General features: G+C 69.0%; 12 protein-coding genes. 5 read left to right on the forward strand and 7 right to left on the reverse strand.

All coding sequences use genetic code 11. From position 1 onward, the window contains the following. Positions 1–531 (reverse strand): hypothetical protein (locus N416_RS0120065; protein WP_024443883.1); only part of this gene is annotated, 531 nt, incomplete at its 3' end. Between the two features lie 294 nt (positions 532–825). Between N416_RS0120065 and N416_RS21965 the strand changes: the two genes are divergently transcribed. After that, positions 826–2,733 carry an MFS transporter gene (locus N416_RS21965; RefSeq protein WP_081654642.1) on the forward strand — a complete coding sequence of 636 codons (1,908 nt, stop codon included), beginning with the start codon at positions 826–828 and terminating at the stop codon, positions 2,731–2,733. A gap of 13 nt (positions 2,734–2,746) precedes the next feature. On the opposite strand, the gene N416_RS0120075 is transcribed toward N416_RS21965, so the two are convergent. Next, positions 2,747–3,316 (reverse strand): LppP/LprE family lipoprotein, encoded by a 570-nt coding sequence (locus N416_RS0120075; protein ID WP_036458763.1) that lies wholly within the window; start codon positions 3,314–3,316, stop codon positions 2,747–2,749. A gap of 120 nt (positions 3,317–3,436) precedes the next feature. Here N416_RS0120075 and N416_RS0120080 point away from each other — a divergent pair, with 120 nt between their 5' ends. Beyond that, entirely contained in the window at positions 3,437–5,200 is a 1,764-nt protein-coding gene (locus tag N416_RS0120080; RefSeq protein ID WP_024443886.1) for a DEAD/DEAH box helicase, read from the forward strand. Then, on the forward strand, positions 5,197–6,336 hold the full coding sequence (locus N416_RS0120085; RefSeq protein ID WP_024443887.1) for an acyltransferase: 1,140 nt from the start codon (positions 5,197–5,199) through the stop codon (positions 6,334–6,336). The genes N416_RS0120080 and N416_RS0120085 overlap by 4 nt, the downstream gene beginning before the upstream one ends. Positions 6,337–6,584: 248 nt before the next feature. Here N416_RS0120085 and N416_RS0120090 read toward each other — a convergent pair whose 3' ends face one another. The 4 genes from N416_RS0120090 to N416_RS22285 all read right to left on the reverse strand — a co-directional run bounded on the left by N416_RS0120090 (position 6,585) and on the right by N416_RS22285 (position 11,153). Next, complete coding sequence (locus tag N416_RS0120090) at positions 6,585–7,190, reverse strand: TetR/AcrR family transcriptional regulator (protein ID WP_024443888.1); 606 nt, start codon at positions 7,188–7,190, stop codon at positions 6,585–6,587. Further along, entirely contained in the window at positions 7,190–8,413 is a 1,224-nt protein-coding gene (locus N416_RS0120095) for a cytochrome P450 (RefSeq protein ID WP_164518039.1), read from the reverse strand. The genes N416_RS0120090 and N416_RS0120095 overlap by 1 nt, the downstream gene beginning before the upstream one ends. Positions 8,414–8,461: 48 nt before the next feature. Then, positions 8,462–9,781: an FAD-binding oxidoreductase gene (locus N416_RS0120100; RefSeq protein ID WP_125079785.1), complete on the reverse strand. Its 1,320-nt coding sequence runs from the start codon at positions 9,779–9,781 to the stop codon at positions 8,462–8,464. A gap of 109 nt (positions 9,782–9,890) precedes the next feature. After that, entirely contained in the window at positions 9,891–11,153 is a 1,263-nt protein-coding gene (locus N416_RS22285; RefSeq protein WP_196805164.1) for a PE-PPE domain-containing protein, read from the reverse strand. A gap of 118 nt (positions 11,154–11,271) precedes the next feature. On the opposite strand from N416_RS22285, the gene N416_RS0120110 reads away from it, so the two are divergent. Beyond that, positions 11,272–12,105: a uracil-DNA glycosylase gene (locus N416_RS0120110; protein ID WP_024443892.1), complete on the forward strand. Its 834-nt coding sequence runs from the start codon at positions 11,272–11,274 to the stop codon at positions 12,103–12,105. Between the two features lie 21 nt (positions 12,106–12,126). Further along, the gene (locus N416_RS0120115; RefSeq protein WP_024443893.1) at positions 12,127–13,158 is read left to right on the forward strand and encodes an LLM class flavin-dependent oxidoreductase; all 1,032 of its coding nucleotides are present in this window, start codon (positions 12,127–12,129) and stop codon (positions 13,156–13,158) included. A gap of 3 nt (positions 13,159–13,161) precedes the next feature. On the opposite strand, the gene N416_RS24325 is transcribed toward N416_RS0120115, so the two are convergent. Continuing rightward, positions 13,162–15,789: PecA family PE domain-processing aspartic protease (locus tag N416_RS24325; RefSeq protein ID WP_024443894.1), on the reverse strand; the 2,628-nt coding region annotated here is incomplete at its 5' end.

Raw genomic sequence — 15,789 nt, forward strand, 5'->3', positions numbered from 1 at the left:
CGCCGGCAGCGGCAGCGCGGCGACACCGGCAGATCCTTCGGCGAGCCACGCGCCGCTGGTGCGGCCCGGACCCAGCAGGTCGGCGAGCGCGCCCTTGCCCTGGTCGCCCACCAGCACCGCCAGCACCAGCGCGCGGCGCCGATCGCGGTTGTCCACGGGAATGCCGTGTACCTCCGCGACGGACAGCACGAAGAACGCGGTGGCCTCCAGGAAGACCGCGGTCTCCCCGGCAACCGCCGACAGCGCCATCAGGGTGCCGATCGCCGGCACGGCCGCGGTGGCGCCCACCGCGGCGCCGCTGGCTGTTGCCGCCGCCAGAAAGCGCTTCTCCAGCTTGGCGATCACCTGGGCCGGGTCGGCATCGGGATCAGTTCGCCGTAGGCGCTCCACGTAGGCCCGCACCGCCGGACCCTGCACCCGCTCGCTGCGCTCGATGACCCGCGCCAGCACCCGCGCCGCCATGGTCGGCTTCTCCTCGTCGAAGGTCGGCGCCGGTACTTGCGCCGGCCGTCGCCGTCGAAAGATGCCCATGGTTGCCTCCCGTTCGGACTCGGTGGAGTTCAGGCTAACGCGCTGCCGTTTGTTTACCCGTTTCAACGGACGCGATCGTCACCCGCAGCGAACAGCGCCGTGGCGATCCGAGTTGTTCCCGTCATTATCTGTCCGTAGCGTCGCAGTGAGGTGGGTTGATGCCCCGAACGGCACCGCGCAGCGACGGGAGGGCGGCGCTTGAGCAGCACGTATGACGACCCGGTACGCGCGATCGCGCGTACCGGTCCGGCGCGCGCGGCTGACCCGGTAAATCCGTGGAATGCCCTGTGGGCGATGATGCTCGGCTTCTTTGTGATCTTGGTGGATTCCACGATTGTGGCCGTCGCCAACCCGAGCATCATGTCGGCGCTCGACATCGGCTACGACACCGTGATCTGGGTCACCAGTGCCTACCTGCTGGGCTACGCGGTACCGCTGCTGGTCGCCGGTCGTCTCGGCGACCAGTTCGGGCCCAAGAACCTGTACCTGATCGGGCTGGCGGTGTTCACCGCAGCGTCGCTGTGGTGCGGACTTGCCGGGAGCATTGAGATGCTGATCGCCGCCCGGGCGGTCCAGGGTGTCGGCGCCGCTCTGTTGACCCCGCAGACCTTGTCGGTGATCACCCGGACGTTCCCTCCGGACCGCCGCGGCGCGGCCATGAGCGTGTGGGGGGCGACCGCCGGGGTTGCCACCCTGATCGGACCGCTGGCCGGCGGCGTGCTGGTCGACCGGCTGGGCTGGGAGTGGATCTTCTTCGTCAACGTCCCGATCGGCGCCATCGGCCTGGTGCTGGCCATCGTGCTGATTCCCGACCTGCCGGTGCACCGGCACCGCTTCGACGTCCTCGGCGTGGCGCTGTCGGGGGCCGGAATGTTCCTGCTGGTCTTCGCCCTGCAGGAAGGCGAGTCGCAGGGGTGGGCGCCCTGGATCTGGGCGCAGATCTTCGGCGGCGTCTGCTGCATGGTGGCTTTCGTCTATTGGCAGGCCGTCACCGACGGCGAGCCGTTGGTGCCCCTGCACATCTTCCGTGACCTTGACTTCGGGCTGGCCAACATCGGCGTGGCGGTCGTCGGCTTCGCGGTCACCGGGATGGTGCTGCCGGTGATGTTCTACGCGCAGGCGGTGTGCGAGATGTCACCCACCCGTTCTGCGCTGCTGACCGCCCCGATGGCGATCGCCAGCGGCGTGCTGGCACCCATTGTGGGAAAGATCGTCGACCGCGCTCATCCCCGGGCGGTGGTCGGTTTCGGCTTCTCGGTACTGGCGATCGGGCTCACCTGGCTGTCCATCGAGATGACCCCGGTGACCCCCATCTGGCGGCTGGTGCTGCCGTTTGCGGTGATCGGGGTTGGCATGGCGTTCATCTGGTCGCCGCTGGCGGCCACCGCCACCCGCAACCTTCCGCCGCATCTGGCCGGTGCCGGGTCCGGGGTCTACAACGCGACGCGCCAGGTCGGGGCGGTGTTGGGCAGCGCCGGTATGGCCGCGTTCATGACGTCGAGGATCGCCGCTGATCTGCCGCCGATGCCAGGCGGTCGGCCCCCCGAGCGTGCTTCCGCGGTCTTGCAGCTGCCCGAGTTCCTTCACGAGCCGTTCGCCTTGGCCATGTCGGAGGCGACGCTGCTGCCGGCGTTCGTGGCGCTCTTCGGTGTGGTGGCCGCGCTCTTCATGGTCGGCTATGTCATCGACCCGGCCCGCCGCAGCGACCGTGGCACCGGTGCTGACTATTTCGACGACCTCGACGACTTCGACGAGCCGGACGACTTCGAGGCCCTCGATGACCGCGACGAGGATCCCGGTAACACCAGAGCGCCCGAACGCGTCAGCCTGCCGCGACACTTCCACGCCCCGAAGGCCGAACCCGAGGTCGTCGAACGCACCGAGCCGATCCCGGTTGTCGCGCCGAAGCCCCCCCGAGCCCGTAGTCCGCAGGACTCCGCCACCGAGCCGCTCACCGTCGAGATTCCGCGGGCACCGACGTTGATTGCCGCGGCCGAACCGGCGCCACTGCACCACAACGGCGTTGACGTCGATGCGGGTCGCCATCTGCGCACGCTCCCCAACGGGAGTGCGGTACCTGACGTGCTGGCCAAGTTCGGGATCACCGGCAACAATCCGACCCGCCGAAATCGGCACTATCGGGAGGACCCCGACGACACCGACGCCTTCGGGCGGCATTCACGGCGCGACAGTCGGTTCTAGGGGACGCGGCCGGTCACCGGGTGGTGTTGCCGACGATCTCCACCGCGTTGCCGTTCCAGTGGAATTTCACGATCCCGGCCAACCCCGGTATGCCGCTGGCGTTTCGCAGCGCAACCGTGTCGCCGGTGGACTGCGCCACGTCGATACCGCTGAATCCGTAAGTGTCTGGCACGGCTTGGGGAAGGAATTCGCCGCGGTGAAACAGCACCGCACGGGTACTGGGGTGTTCGGCGTTGGTGTTGGCCTTGACGATCACCGCAGAGATGTCGGCACAGGTGTTGTAGTTGCCGGCCAGCGGCTCCGGACTCCACGGCTGCTTGCTGCGCGGGTCGTGGGGCAGCTCGGAGACGGCCTTGGCGATCGCCGGCGCGGCCAGATTGACCGCGCACGGGTCGGCGGGGGCCGGGCTGCCCGATGTTGCGGACGCGGTGGTGGGGGGCGCTTCCGGCGGCGCGGCGGCCGGGATGGTGTTCTCCGGGGTCTTGGCGACGGTGGAGTCGCCCGCACCGCAACCGGCCAGCAGAGCTGCGGCCAGTGCGGATATCACGGCCAACGGTTTGGCGGCACCCAACACACCGGGCACCGTACCGGCCGGGCGCGGGGAACCGGGGGAGGCGCGGCCGAGCACCGATGTCGGTAGCCCTGCGCCGGCGAGCAACAGTGGCAGTAGCTGGGCCGCTTTGCCCGTAGACTGCTAAGCGCTATGACCTCGCCTGATGCCCCCGCTGAGCCCTTCCCAGATACCACCGGGTCCCTTTCGGACCCACCTGCTGGTTATCTTCCCGACCCACCCGCCCCGACCTTCGCCGACCTGCAGATCCACCCCTCGGTTCTGAAAGCTGTCGTCGACGTCGGCTATGAAACGCCCTCGGCGATTCAGGCCGCCACCATCCCGGCCCTGCTGGAGGGTTCCGACGTGGTCGGGCTGGCCCAGACCGGTACCGGCAAGACCGCCGCGTTCGCCATCCCGATCCTGTCGCGCATCGACACCACCAGCAAAGCCACCCAGGCGCTGGTGCTCGCGCCCACTCGCGAGTTGGCTCTGCAGGTCGCCGAGGCATTCGGGCGCTACGGTGCGCATCTGCCAAGGATCAATGTGCTGCCGATCTACGGTGGCGCCTCCTACACCGTGCAGCTGTCCGGGCTGAAGCGCGGGGCGCAGGTCGTGGTCGGCACTCCGGGCCGGGTCATCGACCATCTGGAACGCGGCAGCCTGGACTTGTCGCACCTGGACTACCTGGTGCTCGACGAGGCCGACGAGATGCTGCAGATGGGATTCGCCGAGGACGTCGAGCGCATCCTGGCCGACACTCCCGAGCACAAGCAGGTGGCCCTGTTCTCGGCGACCATGCCGTCGGCTATTCGCCGCATCACCAACCGCTACCTGCACGACCCCGTCGAAGTCACCGTCAAGGCGAAAACCACCACGGCGGAGAACATCTCCCAGCGCTACATCGAGGTCGCCGGGCCACGCAAGATGGACGCCCTGACTCGGGTGCTCGAAGTCGAGCCCTTCGAAGCGATGATCGTCTTCGTCCGCACCAAACAGGCCACCGAGGAGGTTGCCGAAAAGCTGCGCGCCCGAGGGTTTTCCGCGGCGGCGATCAACGGTGACATCGCGCAGGCGCAACGCGAGCGGACCATCGCCGCGCTCAAGAGCGGCAACCTCGACATCCTGGTCGCCACCGATGTCGCCGCCCGCGGACTGGACGTGGAGCGCATCTCGCACGTCGTCAACTACGACATTCCCAACGACCCCGAGGCCTATGTGCACCGGATCGGGCGCACCGGACGAGCCGGGCGTTCGGGAAGCGCGCTGCTATTCGTCAACCCGCGGGAACGCCACCTGCTCCGGCTGATCGAGAAGGTCACGCGGCAGAAGCTGGTCGAGGCGGAGCTGCCCAGCGTCGACGACGTCAACGCCCAGCGGGTCGCCAAGTTCGCCGACGCGATCACCAACCATCTCGGAGCGTCGGGCATCGAGTTGTTCCGCCGACTGGTCGAGGACTACAGCCGCGAGCACAACGTGCCGATGGCCGACATTGCCGCCGCGCTGGCGCTGCAGTCCCGTGACGGCGAGGCGTTCCTGATGGTCGAGCCGCCGCCGGACAAGCGACGCGAACGCATCAAGCCGGATCGCGACGACCGCAGAGGCGACCGCAAGGGCCCGCCGAAAGACGGATTCGCCACCTATCGGATCTCGGTCGGCAAGCGCCACAAGGTCAACCCGGGTGCGATTGTCGGGGCACTGGCCAACGAGGGTGGCCTGAATCGCAGCGATTTCGGCAGCATCAGCATCAAGGTGGACCACTCGCTGGTCGAGCTGCCCGCCAAATTGTCCGGCAAGACCCTCAAGGCGTTGGAGCAGACCCGGATTCAGGGCCAGCTAATCAACCTGCGTCGCGAACGGCCCTCTGGTAAACCCGATCGCCGCGGCGAGGGCGGGTACCGGAAACGGACCGAATGACCCTGCCGCGCGACGACGTCGCCCAGGGCGGGCTCGAGCAGGTCGCTGGAGTGGATCGGGTCGCGTCGCTGACCGGCGTGCGTGCGGTCGCCGCGATCCTGGTGGTCGGAACACATGCGGCCTACACCACCGGCAAGTACACCCACGGCTACGCCGGGTTGCTGGGTTCCCGGATGGAGATCGGGGTGCCGATCTTCTTCGTGCTCTCCGGTTTTCTGCTGTTCCAGCCGTGGGTGCGAGCCACCGCATTGGGGCAGCCGGACCCATCGGTGCGCCGGTACGCCTGGCACCGGGTGCGGCGCATCATGCCCGCCTATGTCGTGACGGTGCTACTGGCTTACGTGATCTATCACTACCGCACCGCCGGCCCGAACCCCGGCCACAGCCCGATCGGGTTGCTGCGGAACCTGACACTGACCCAGATCTACACCGACAACTACATGTTCGGCTATCTGCACCAGGGTCTCACCCAGATGTGGAGCCTCGCAGTCGAAGTCGCCTTCTACGTGCTGCTGCCGCTGCTCGCCTACGCGGCGTTGGTCTGGCTGTGCCGCCGACAGTGGCGGCCGGGGCTGCTGCTGGCCGGGCTGGCTGCGGCGGCGGCGATCACGCCGGCCTGGTTGACGCTCGTACACACGACCGATTTCCTGCCCGACGGCGCCCGGCTGTGGCTGCCGGGCTATCTGGCCTGGTTCGTCGCCGGGATGATGCTCACGGTGCTGCGGGCGATGGGTGTGCGCTGTTACGGCTTCGTGGCGATTCCGTTGGCGCTCATCTGTTATCTCATCGCTTCCACACCGATCGCGGGGGAGCCGACCACATCACCGGCCAAACTGTCCGAGGCCTTGGTCAAGGCCGGGTTCTACGCGGTGATCGCCGCGTTGCTGGTGGCGCCGCTGGCGTTGGGCAATCGCGGTTGGTACGCGCGGCTGTTGGCGAGCCGACCGATGGTGTGGCTGGGGGAGATCTCCTATGAGATCTTCCTGGTTCACCTGGTGCTGATGGAGGTGGTGATGGTCGAGGTGCTGCGCACTCCGGTCTACACCGGCTCGATGCTGGCGCTGTTCGTGCTCACCATGCTGGTCACGGTGCCGGTGTCGTGGCTGCTGCACCGTTTCACCCGGGTGCGGGCCTGAGCCGTGTTCCGGGCCGGATCGGTGGGCACGTGCCCAGCCGGACTATTGGCACATTCCCGGCCGGAACCATTGGCACATCCCTGCCGGATCCATAGGCAGATTCCCGGCCGGGACCGTTGGCACATCCCTGCCGGATCCATGGGCACGTGCCCGGCCGGACTATTGGCACAGTTGCCCGGCTTTGAGCGACAAATCGCGGGGGACTCGTCCACGCACGCGCAGTTGTCGCTCAGAGGCGGGCCATCCTCCTATTCCCCCGAGCCGACCCGCGCCGACCTGAGCCGCCCCGGCGAGACCACAACCGGTACCACGAACTGTGTCAGCATTTCCCGCTCGTCGTCGGCGTCACGACCGGGGAAGCTCAGCATCGAGGTGACCACGCGCACCACCCATCGGGCACGGTGCGCAACTGCGTCGTTGTCCTCGGCGCCCAATGCGGACAGAAACGACGCCACCATCACGGTGATGACATCGGACTGCGCGGCCATCGCGGCACCGATCGGCGGTCCGGTCTCGGCGAACCATGACGCCAGCGCGGGGTTGCCGCGCACCAGCGCCAGGGATTCGGTGATCCCGGCGACCAGCCGGTCCGCCGGGTCGTCGATGCCGGCCAGCCGTCGCGTCAACTCGTGATAGAGCGCATTGGCCCAGCGGTGCACGTAGGCGGTGTGCAGCGCGTCGCGGCTCTCGAAGTACCGATACAGCGTGGCGCGGGAGCAGCCTGCGGCGCGGGCGATCTCATTCATGCCCACCGAGGCGGGGTCCTGTTCGGCGAACAGCTTTTCCGCCGCGTCGAGAATCTTCTCGGTGGCCAGCTCGCCACGCTGATCGGACAGCCAGGACCGGCCGGCCATCACGATCCTGCGGTGAAGGGAACCGACAGTGGACGTCGCACGTAGCTGCCGCCGGACCACACGATCCCGGCTTCGTCGATCGTGTAGTTCGGGCAGCGGGCCATCAGTTCCTCCAACGCCACCCGCGCCTGCATCCGGGCCGCCTGGTTGCCGATGCAGTGGTGGGCGCCGTAGCTGAAGGTGAGGATCTGGTGGGGCTTGCGCCGCACGTCGAGTTCGCCGGCGTCCGGCCCGAACTGTCGTTCGTCGCGGTTGCCCGAGCCGTAGAGCAGCAACACCTTACGGCCCGCCGGAATGGTGGTGTCGCCGACGAGGGCGTCCCGGGTGGTGGTGCGTGCCAGTCCCTGCACGGGCGAGGTCAGCCGCAGCAACTCCTCGACGGCGTCGCGGATCAGCTCGGGGTTCTCCACCAGCAGCTGACGCTGATCCGGGTGCTGCTGCAGCAGTTGCACTGAGCCGCCGAGCATTCCAGTCGTCGTATCGTTGCCGCCGGTGACCATGGTGAAGGTGAAAGCCAGCACCGACAGCAGTCCCTTGATGTCGCCGTCGGCGCCCAACCCGGCAGCCACCAGATGCGAGACCGTGTCGTCTTCGGGCTCGGTGCGGCGGCGTTCGATGAGCGCGCCGAAGTAGGCCATCATCTCTCCGACCGCGTCCCCGGCCGAGGCGACCCCGTCTTCGCTGACGGTGGCCGCGACCACCGCGTCGGTCCAGCGGTCGAACTGGCTGCGGTCCTCCTCCGGTACACCGAGGTAGTGCGCGACCACCATCGACGGCAGCGGTTTGAACAGCTCGCCGACGATGTCCCCGGTGCCGCCGTTGGCCCGCAGCCGCTCGATGCGTTCGACGACGAACTCGCGGACCTTGGGCTCCAGCAACTCCACCTGCCGCGGCATGAAGCCACGGGCCACCAGCTTGCGAAACTCGGTGTGCACCGGCGGATCCTGCATCACCATCGGCGGGTTGTCGGCCAGGCCGATCAGTTCCAGCTCGCGGTAGTTGACGGTCAGCCCCTGGGCGGACGAGAACGTCTCATGGTCGGCGGCGGCGGCCCAGATGTCGGCATGACGGGACAGCACGTAGTAGTCCTGGTCGGGTGCGTCCGGCGGGACCACCCGGTGGACCGGGTCGTGGTCGCGCAATGCGGCGTACATCGGCCAGGGATTGGGCCAGGTGTCGGCGTTGCCGAGCTCAAACTTCGGATGAGACATCGTGGTCGTCATGTCTCATTGATACGACAGCGGCATGCGCGTGTCAATGGCCAGGTGCGTTCAGATGCCCGAACCCGGATTCAGGATGTTCAGCGGGTCGAGTGCGGCCTTGACGCGCTGGTTCAGTGCCATCACGTCGGGACCCAGCTGCTCGCCCAGCCACGGTCGCTTCAACCGCCCCACGCCGTGCTCGCCGGTGATAGTGCCGCCCAGCGTCAAGGCCAGCTCCATGATCTCGCCGTAGGCAAGCTCGGCACGACGCACCTGATCGGGGTCGCGCGGGTCGTGCACGATCAGCGGGTGCGTGTTGCCGTCGCCGGCATGCGCGATCACCGAGATCAGCAACCGGCGCTCCGCGGCGATCTTCTCGATACCGGTGATCAGCTCCGCCAACCGCGGCACCGGCACCCCGACGTCCTCCAACAGCAACGGCCCCTTCGCCTCGACCGCCGGAATGCAGAACCGCCGGGCCGCGACGAAGCCTTCGGCTTCGACCGGGTCATCGGTGGAGAACACCTCCTTGGCGTGGTGCGCGTTGAACACCTGGGCCATCAACTCGACATCCTCGGCGCCCGCGTGACCGCGCTCGTCGGAGGCCGCCACCAGCATGGCCGCTGCCTCGCGGTCCAGGCCCATGCGCAGCTGGTCTTCTACGGCGTTGATCGCCGCCGAGTCCATGAACTCCAGCATCGAAGGGCGCAGCCGCCCGGACACGTCGAGCACCGCCTCGGCAGCGGCGGTCACCGAGGCGAAAGTGGCCACCACCACAGCCGATTTCGACTGAGCGGGCAACAGTCGCAGGGTCACCTCGGTGACCACCCCGAGGGTGCCCTCGCTGCCGACGAACAGCTTGGTCAGCGAGAGTCCGGCGACGTCTTTGAGGCGGGGTCCGCCCAGGCGCACCGCGGTGCCGTCGGCCAACACCACCTGCAGGCCCAGTACATAGTCGGTGGTCACGCCGTACTTGACGCAGCACAGCCCGCCGGCGTTGGTGGCGATGTTGCCACCGATGCTGCAGATCTCGAACGACGACGGGTCCGGCGGGTACCACAGTCCGTAGGCGGCGACGGCCTTCTTCACCTCGGCGTTGAACAGGCCCGGCTGGCACACCGCGGTACGGGTGACGGGGTCGACGGTGATGTCGCGCATCTTCTCGGTACACAGCACGATCCCGCCGTCGATCGCGGTGGCGCCGCCGGACAGGCCGGTGCCCGCGCCGCGAGTCACCACCGGCACCCGGTGAGCGGTAGCCCATCGCATGACCGTCTGCACTTCTTGGGTGCGCAGCGGGCGCACCACTGCCAAGGGCTGGCCCGCCATCGGGTCCAGCGCTTTGTCCTGGCGATAGCCGGCGGTGATTGTCGGGTCGGTGACCACCATGCCCTCGGGGAGTTCGGTTATCAGCTGGGTCAGCGCCTCGGCGATCACCCAGGTGATCCTAGCCGCGGCATCTGGCGGGACGCCCCCGCGCAGGAGCGGCCAGCCGCGGTCAGCTGGTGACCAGTCCGCCCAGGGTGCCGATGAGCCCCAGCGCCGGATCCAGCAGGTATTCCTGGACGCCGGTCACGTCGAACAGCAGTTGGACGGCTTCGCCGATCGGGCCGGCGATCGCGGTGAAAGCGGTGAAGGGGTTGATGTAGTCGTTGAGCCAGGAGGCCACCTGCGCGTAGGGAGCGCCGATCTCGTCGGCCGACCAGGCGCGCGCGTCATCGAAGAGTCCCATCAGCTCGGCGTAGCCGGGCAGGTCCAGGCCGAGGAGATTCAGTGCGTTGACGGCGCCCTGCACGCTCGCCTGCGCGAACTGGAGCGCGAAGGTCACCGGGTCGAGTGTCGGGATCAGCTGTGCCGGCGTCGGCTCTCCGAAAGGCACGGATCTGTCGTATCCGGCTTCGACGATCACCCGCAGCGCCGGTTGCACGACGTCGAGCCACGACTCGGGCACTCCCAAGGTGCGCAGCGGACTCAGCAGCGGCAATTCGGCGGTTGGGATGAAGTAGAAGGTGGTGTCGCCGGTGATCTGCTTGACGATCTCGGTGGAGCCCAGCACGTACTCGTCGACAAACGGGCCTGTCATGGGCTCCGACGGGGGCCACACCGCGGGAACCAACTGCGGCAGAGGCCCACCGCCGTAACCCCCGTGGGTGTAGATGAATCCGAGCAAGGCGTTGAAGTCGGCCACCAGGTTGATGGGAAATTGCGGGAAGTCCGAATTCGCGTCGTACTGCGCGGTGACGTCGATGGTGGCGATTCCGCCGTTGGTCGGCTCGGCCCCGTTGAAGTCCAGACCGGGCATCCCCGGGATCACCAACCCCTCGAACCGCTCCAGGAAGCCCCCGTTGGGGCGGTTGCCCGAGCCGAGCAGGAAAAAGGTGACATCGGGGGCGGGTTGCCCCGACTGCATCAGGTTGATCTTTTCCAGGACCGCGATCTGGGCGCTCTGCGAATACCCCGACACCAGGTAGGGCCGGCCGTCGGGCTGTTGAGCCATCGCAGCCTGAAGGTTCGCCAGACCGGTGGGAATCGACGTGCTGGCACCCGATGCCGGATAGGGGACCGTCACCGGGGTGTAGGTGCCCCCGGTTGCGGGATCGATGTAGTCGCTGACGATCGCTTCTTGCCAGCGCTGACTGGGAGTCGGCATGAAGGTGCCGCCCATGACCAACGCCGTCAGCGCATCCTCAGGGCTGTCGGCGTGGGCCGGTGCCACCGGCCCGGCGAACAGGAGCAACGTGGCGCTCAGCACTGTCGGCACAAGCCGCTCGGAAAGTCGGCGCAAGCCCATGGTCAGCCCTTCTCCGCCTCAAGGTCGGTCAACTATGTCTGAGAAACTCTCAGAAAACAAGGCTGCCTTCCCGCCCCGCCCCGTCGGCATGCAGAGTGAGGCAATGCTGAAGCACCCCCGCACCGGTCAGCCGTTCGACTCGCCGGTGCCGCCCGGGGCAGGCTGGCCCGGCGATCCGGCAACCCCGGAAACGCCACCGGCTGCCGATGCCACACAGGTGGTGCGGCTGGCCGACCAAGTCGAGTCGATCGACGAACTCGACGCGCTGATCAGCGTCTGCCGGGCCTGCCCCCGACTGGTGACTTGGCGTGAGCAGGTGGCCGTGGTCAAGCGAAAGTCCTTTGCCGACCAGCCGTATTGGGGGCGACCGGTGCCCGGCTGGGGCTCCTCGAAACCCAAGATCGTGATCGTCGGATTGGCGCCTGCTGCCAATGGCGCCAACCGCACCGGCCGCATGTTCACCGGCGACCGGTCTGGCGACCAGCTGTATGCGGCGCTGCACCGAGCCGGTCTGGTCAACCAGCCCACCAGCGTCGACGCTGCGGATGGGTTGCACGCCAACGGCATCCGGATCATCGCGCCGGTGCGCTGTGCCCCACCGGACAACGCCCCGACCACCGTCGAGCGCAACACGTGCGCGCCGTGGATCGACACGGAGTGGCAGTTGATCGCGCCCCACGTGCGGGTGTTGATCGCGCTAGGTGGCTTCGCCTGGCAGGTCGCATTACGGGTTGCCGCCGACCCGGTGCCCAAACCCAAGCCGAAGTTCGCCCACGGCGCGCTCGCCCAGCTCGGTCCGGCATTGCGGCTGCTGGGCTGTTATCACCCCAGTCAACAGAACATGTTCACCGGACGGTTGACCCCGGCGATGCTGGACGACATCTTCGCGCAAGCGTCGGTGTTGGCGGGACTATCCGGCTGAGTTCCGGTGTTGATCAGTAGCGTGCGTCTTTCCGTCCTTGATCTCGTCCCCGTCCGCACCGACCAGTCCACCGCCGATGCGCTGGCGGCGACGGTACGGCTGGCCCAGACCGCCGACCGCCTCGGATTCACCAGATACTGGGTGGCCGAGCACCACAACATGCCCTCGGTGGGCGCTACCAGCCCGCCGGTACTGCTGGCCTACCTCGCCGCGCAGACGGCGCGGGTGCGGCTCGGCTCCGGTGGGGTGATGCTGCCCAACCACGCCCCGCTGGCCGTTGCCGAACAGTTCGCGCTGCTGGAGGCCGCAGCGCCCGGCCGGATCGACCTGGGGATCGGGCGGGCCCCCGGATCGGACCCGGTCACGTCGGTCATGCTGCGCTCCGGCCGGGGCGACGAGGACATCGCGAACTTCCCCGACTATCTCGACCATGTCCGGGCGATGATGAGCAGCCGCGGCGTGCAGGTCCAGTTGCGTGACGGCGACTACCTGCTCAAGGCCACCCCGGCCGCGGTCGGCGAACCGCGGCTGTGGCTGCTGGGGTCGAGCATGTATTCGGCGCGGCTGGCCGCGGCCAAGGGCCTGCCGTACGTGTTCGCCCACCATTTCTCCGGCCAGGGCACCGCGGAGGCGCTGGCCTACTATCGGCAGAATTTCACGCCCAGCGAAGTGTGTTCCGCACCGACGACGTTTCTCACCGTCAACGCGTCTGTTGCCGAAACCCGTGACGAGGCAACGGCGTTAATGCTGCCCAACCTGCAGATGATGGCTCGGTTGCGGACCGGGCGACCGCTGGGCGCGGTTGATCTGGTCGAGGACGCGCAGGCGGCGGCGGTCTCCGACTCCGAGCAACGCATCATCGACAGCGGGTTGCGGCGCGCGGTCGTGGGCACCCCGGCCGAAGCGGCCGAGCAGCTCAGCGCGCTCGCCGAACAGTTCGCCGTCGATGAGGTGATGGTCAATCCGGTCGCCTCGGCGTATCGCGGCACCGACCCGGCCACGGCACCCGGCCGCGAACGCACCTGCGAACTGCTGGCCAAAGAGCTGCTCTAAGGCCTAGCGGCTGATGATGGTGGCGCCGTAGCCGCTGGGCCGGTAGTCGATGTAGACCGGGTTCACCGAGAAGGGGTAGTAGCCGCTGTTGGCCGCCCCGCCCGACGTCACATAGGGACCGTTGTTGGTGGTGGTGTAGGAGTACAGCAGGGTGCTGCCGTCGGCGTTGTACACCGAGATCACCGTGCCGGCGGGCACCTGCGAGCCGACCCCGAGTTGCGGGAACAGCGATTGCGGGATGCTGCCGTACATGCCGCCGGAGTCGATCGAGGTCGTGACGGCCACCGGGGGAGCGCCGTTGATGGAGATCATCGTGTCCACGTAGGGCGATCCGGAGACGGAGGTCTCGGGGTCCAGCGGGTTCGGTCCGAAAATCACTTGGCCGGTCTGCTCGTCGATGAGCACGCCCTGGTTGAGCGCACCGGGCAGCGCCGAGATGATCGTCGACGTGCCGGCATAGCCGTTGTTGGGACCGATGCCCAGGACTCCGACGATGCCGTATTGGTTGAAGTACTGCGTCATCAGTGCATTCGACGCTGGACTGACCACGTTGACGCCGGTGGGGTCGGTGACGATCTCTCCCGAGCAGGCCACTTTGTCGCAGAAACCCACCGTGGTGCTGTAGGTCTGGTAGGCGTAACTGTTGTTGCCCAGTCCGGCGTAGCTGGCGCTGCCCGTCAGCAGCACGCTGCCGAGGCTGCCGGGGTTGCCGACTGCACTGTTCAGAATCGTCAGGCCGGTGGAGCCGGTGTCGATCTGCACCGGCACCGGCGGACCGCCGTTGATCGAGATATAGACGATCGGGCTGATGCCGCCGCTCTGCAGGTACAGCGGAATGGTGACGTTGACCGGGCCGTCGGGGCCACCCCGCTCGCCGGAGGGCAGACCACCGGAACCGGTACCGCCGTCACCCCCGGCGCCGTTGGCGCCGTGGTTGCCGACCGACCCACCGCTACCGCCGTCGCCGCCGTCGCCACCGTCACCACCGCGGGCACCCGTTCCGCCGGCGGCCACCGAGCCCGCACGTCCGCCGTCGCCGCCGTCACCGGCCGCTCCGCCGTGGACGTTCGTTCCGGTCAAGGTGGTATCGCCGCCGTCACCACCGTTACCGCCGTGGCCCCCCGCGCCGGCATTGCCGCCGCTGCCCGCGTGCGCACCCACACCTGCGGCGCCGCCTGCACCGGCGTTCCCTCCGGCGCCGCCGTTGCCGCCGTTGCCACCGCTGGAGCCCTGCGCGTAGTAGCTGCCGAGGGCGTCGCCGCCGTTGGCGCCTGCGCCGCCCACACCGCCGTTGCCGCCGGTGCCGCCGTTGAAGCCGGTGTCCCCGATGCCACCGGCCCCGCCGGATCCCGCGGCGCCGCCCTTGCCGCCGGCCCCGCCGATCCCGACCGGAGCCTTGTTGATCCCCGGCTGCGCGTAAAGCCCGGAGCCGGGCGATCCGCCGTTGCCGGCCGCACCACCATTGCCGCCGTTGCCACCGGTTCCGCCGGCGCTGTCATCGCCGGCCCCGCCGGTGCCGCCGCCACCACCGGTACCGCCGTTGGCTCCGGCGCCGCCGTTGCCGTTGGTGCCGAACCTGCCGTGTTCACCGATGGCGGGGTTACCGGCGTAAGCCGAACCGCCCGCACCGCCGGAGCCGCCGGCGCCGCCGTTGCCGCCGGTGAAGCCGGTGCCGCCGCCGAGCGCACCGGTGTCGCCGAGCCCGCCGTTGCCGCCCACGCCGCCGGCTCCGCCGTCGCCGCCGCTGCCGTACTGCACGTTGTTCGCCACGTCGAGGGTGGCGATGCCGTTGCCGCCGCCGTTGCCCCCGGTTCCGCCCGCGCCGCCGGCGCCGCCATTGCCGGTGCCAGCACCATGGGCGGTGACGCTGCTGCCGCCCGCCCCGCCGGCCCCACCCTTGCCGCCGTTGCCGCCACTGCCGGGCAGGGTGGCGCTGGGGGGCAGTTGGCTCTGGTCCACGCCGCGACCGCCGTTGCCGGCGTTGCCGCCGGCCCCGCCCTTGCCGCCGTTGCCGTCGCCGAGTGAATTGCCGCCGGCCCCGCCCTTGCCGCCGCTGCCGCCGTTGCCGGCATTGCCGTTGTTGACGACGGGGTTGCCGTTGGCGCCGTTCGCGCCGTTCCCGCCGTTGCCGCCCGCGCCGCCGTCGCCGTGCAGGCTGCCGGTCCCGCCGGCCCCGCCGTTGCCGCCGTTGGCGCCCGGGGTGACGGCGTTGAAGCCGTTGCCGCCGGCGCCGCCGTTGCCGGCGTGCGCCGTCGATGCCGACCCGTTGGTGCCGGAGACGCCCTGGACGGAGCCGGTACCGCCCGCTCCGCCGAGGCCCCCGGCTCCGACTTGGCCGCCGTTGCCGCCGCGGCCCCCGTTCGGGGTGCTGGCGTTGCCATTAGCGCCCTTACCGCCGTCGCCGGGGTTGCCGCCCGTGCCGCCGTTGCCGCCGTTGCCGCCCGCGCCCTGCTGGCCCGCGATTCCGTGCGCCGAGGCGCCGCCATCGCCGCCGTTGCCGCCGATTCCGCCCTTGCCGCCCTGCATGCCGTTGCCGCCGTTGCCGCCGGCGGCACCCGCGGTGGTGGCGTTGGTCCCGGCCGCTCCGTTGCCGCCGGTGCCACCGGTGCCGGCGTTGCCGCCGGTGCCGCC

It is taken from the genome of Mycobacterium sp. UM_WGJ (assembly GCF_000455125.1).
In the GTDB taxonomy this organism is placed as follows: Bacteria; Actinomycetota; Actinomycetes; order Mycobacteriales; family Mycobacteriaceae; genus Mycobacterium.

Excerpts from the sequence above, each read along its gene's own strand:
- N416_RS21965 (WP_081654642.1), top strand. The coding sequence starts at position 826 with ATGATGCTCGGCTTCTTTGTGATCTTGGTGGATTCCACGATTGTGGCC.
- N416_RS0120080 (WP_024443886.1), top strand. The coding sequence starts at position 3,437 with ATGACCTCGCCTGATGCCCCCGCTGAGCCCTTCCCAGATACCACCGGG.
- N416_RS0120085 (WP_024443887.1), top strand. The coding sequence starts at position 5,197 with ATGACCCTGCCGCGCGACGACGTCGCCCAGGGCGGGCTCGAGCAGGTC.
- N416_RS0120090 (WP_024443888.1), bottom strand. The coding sequence starts at position 7,190 with ATGGCCGGCCGGTCCTGGCTGTCCGATCAGCGTGGCGAGCTGGCCACC.
- N416_RS0120095 (WP_164518039.1), bottom strand. The coding sequence starts at position 8,413 with ATGACGACCACGATGTCTCATCCGAAGTTTGAGCTCGGCAACGCCGAC.
- N416_RS0120100 (WP_125079785.1), bottom strand. The coding sequence starts at position 9,781 with ATGGTGGTCACCGACCCGACAATCACCGCCGGCTATCGCCAGGACAAA.
- N416_RS0120110 (WP_024443892.1), top strand. The coding sequence starts at position 11,272 with ATGCAGAGTGAGGCAATGCTGAAGCACCCCCGCACCGGTCAGCCGTTC.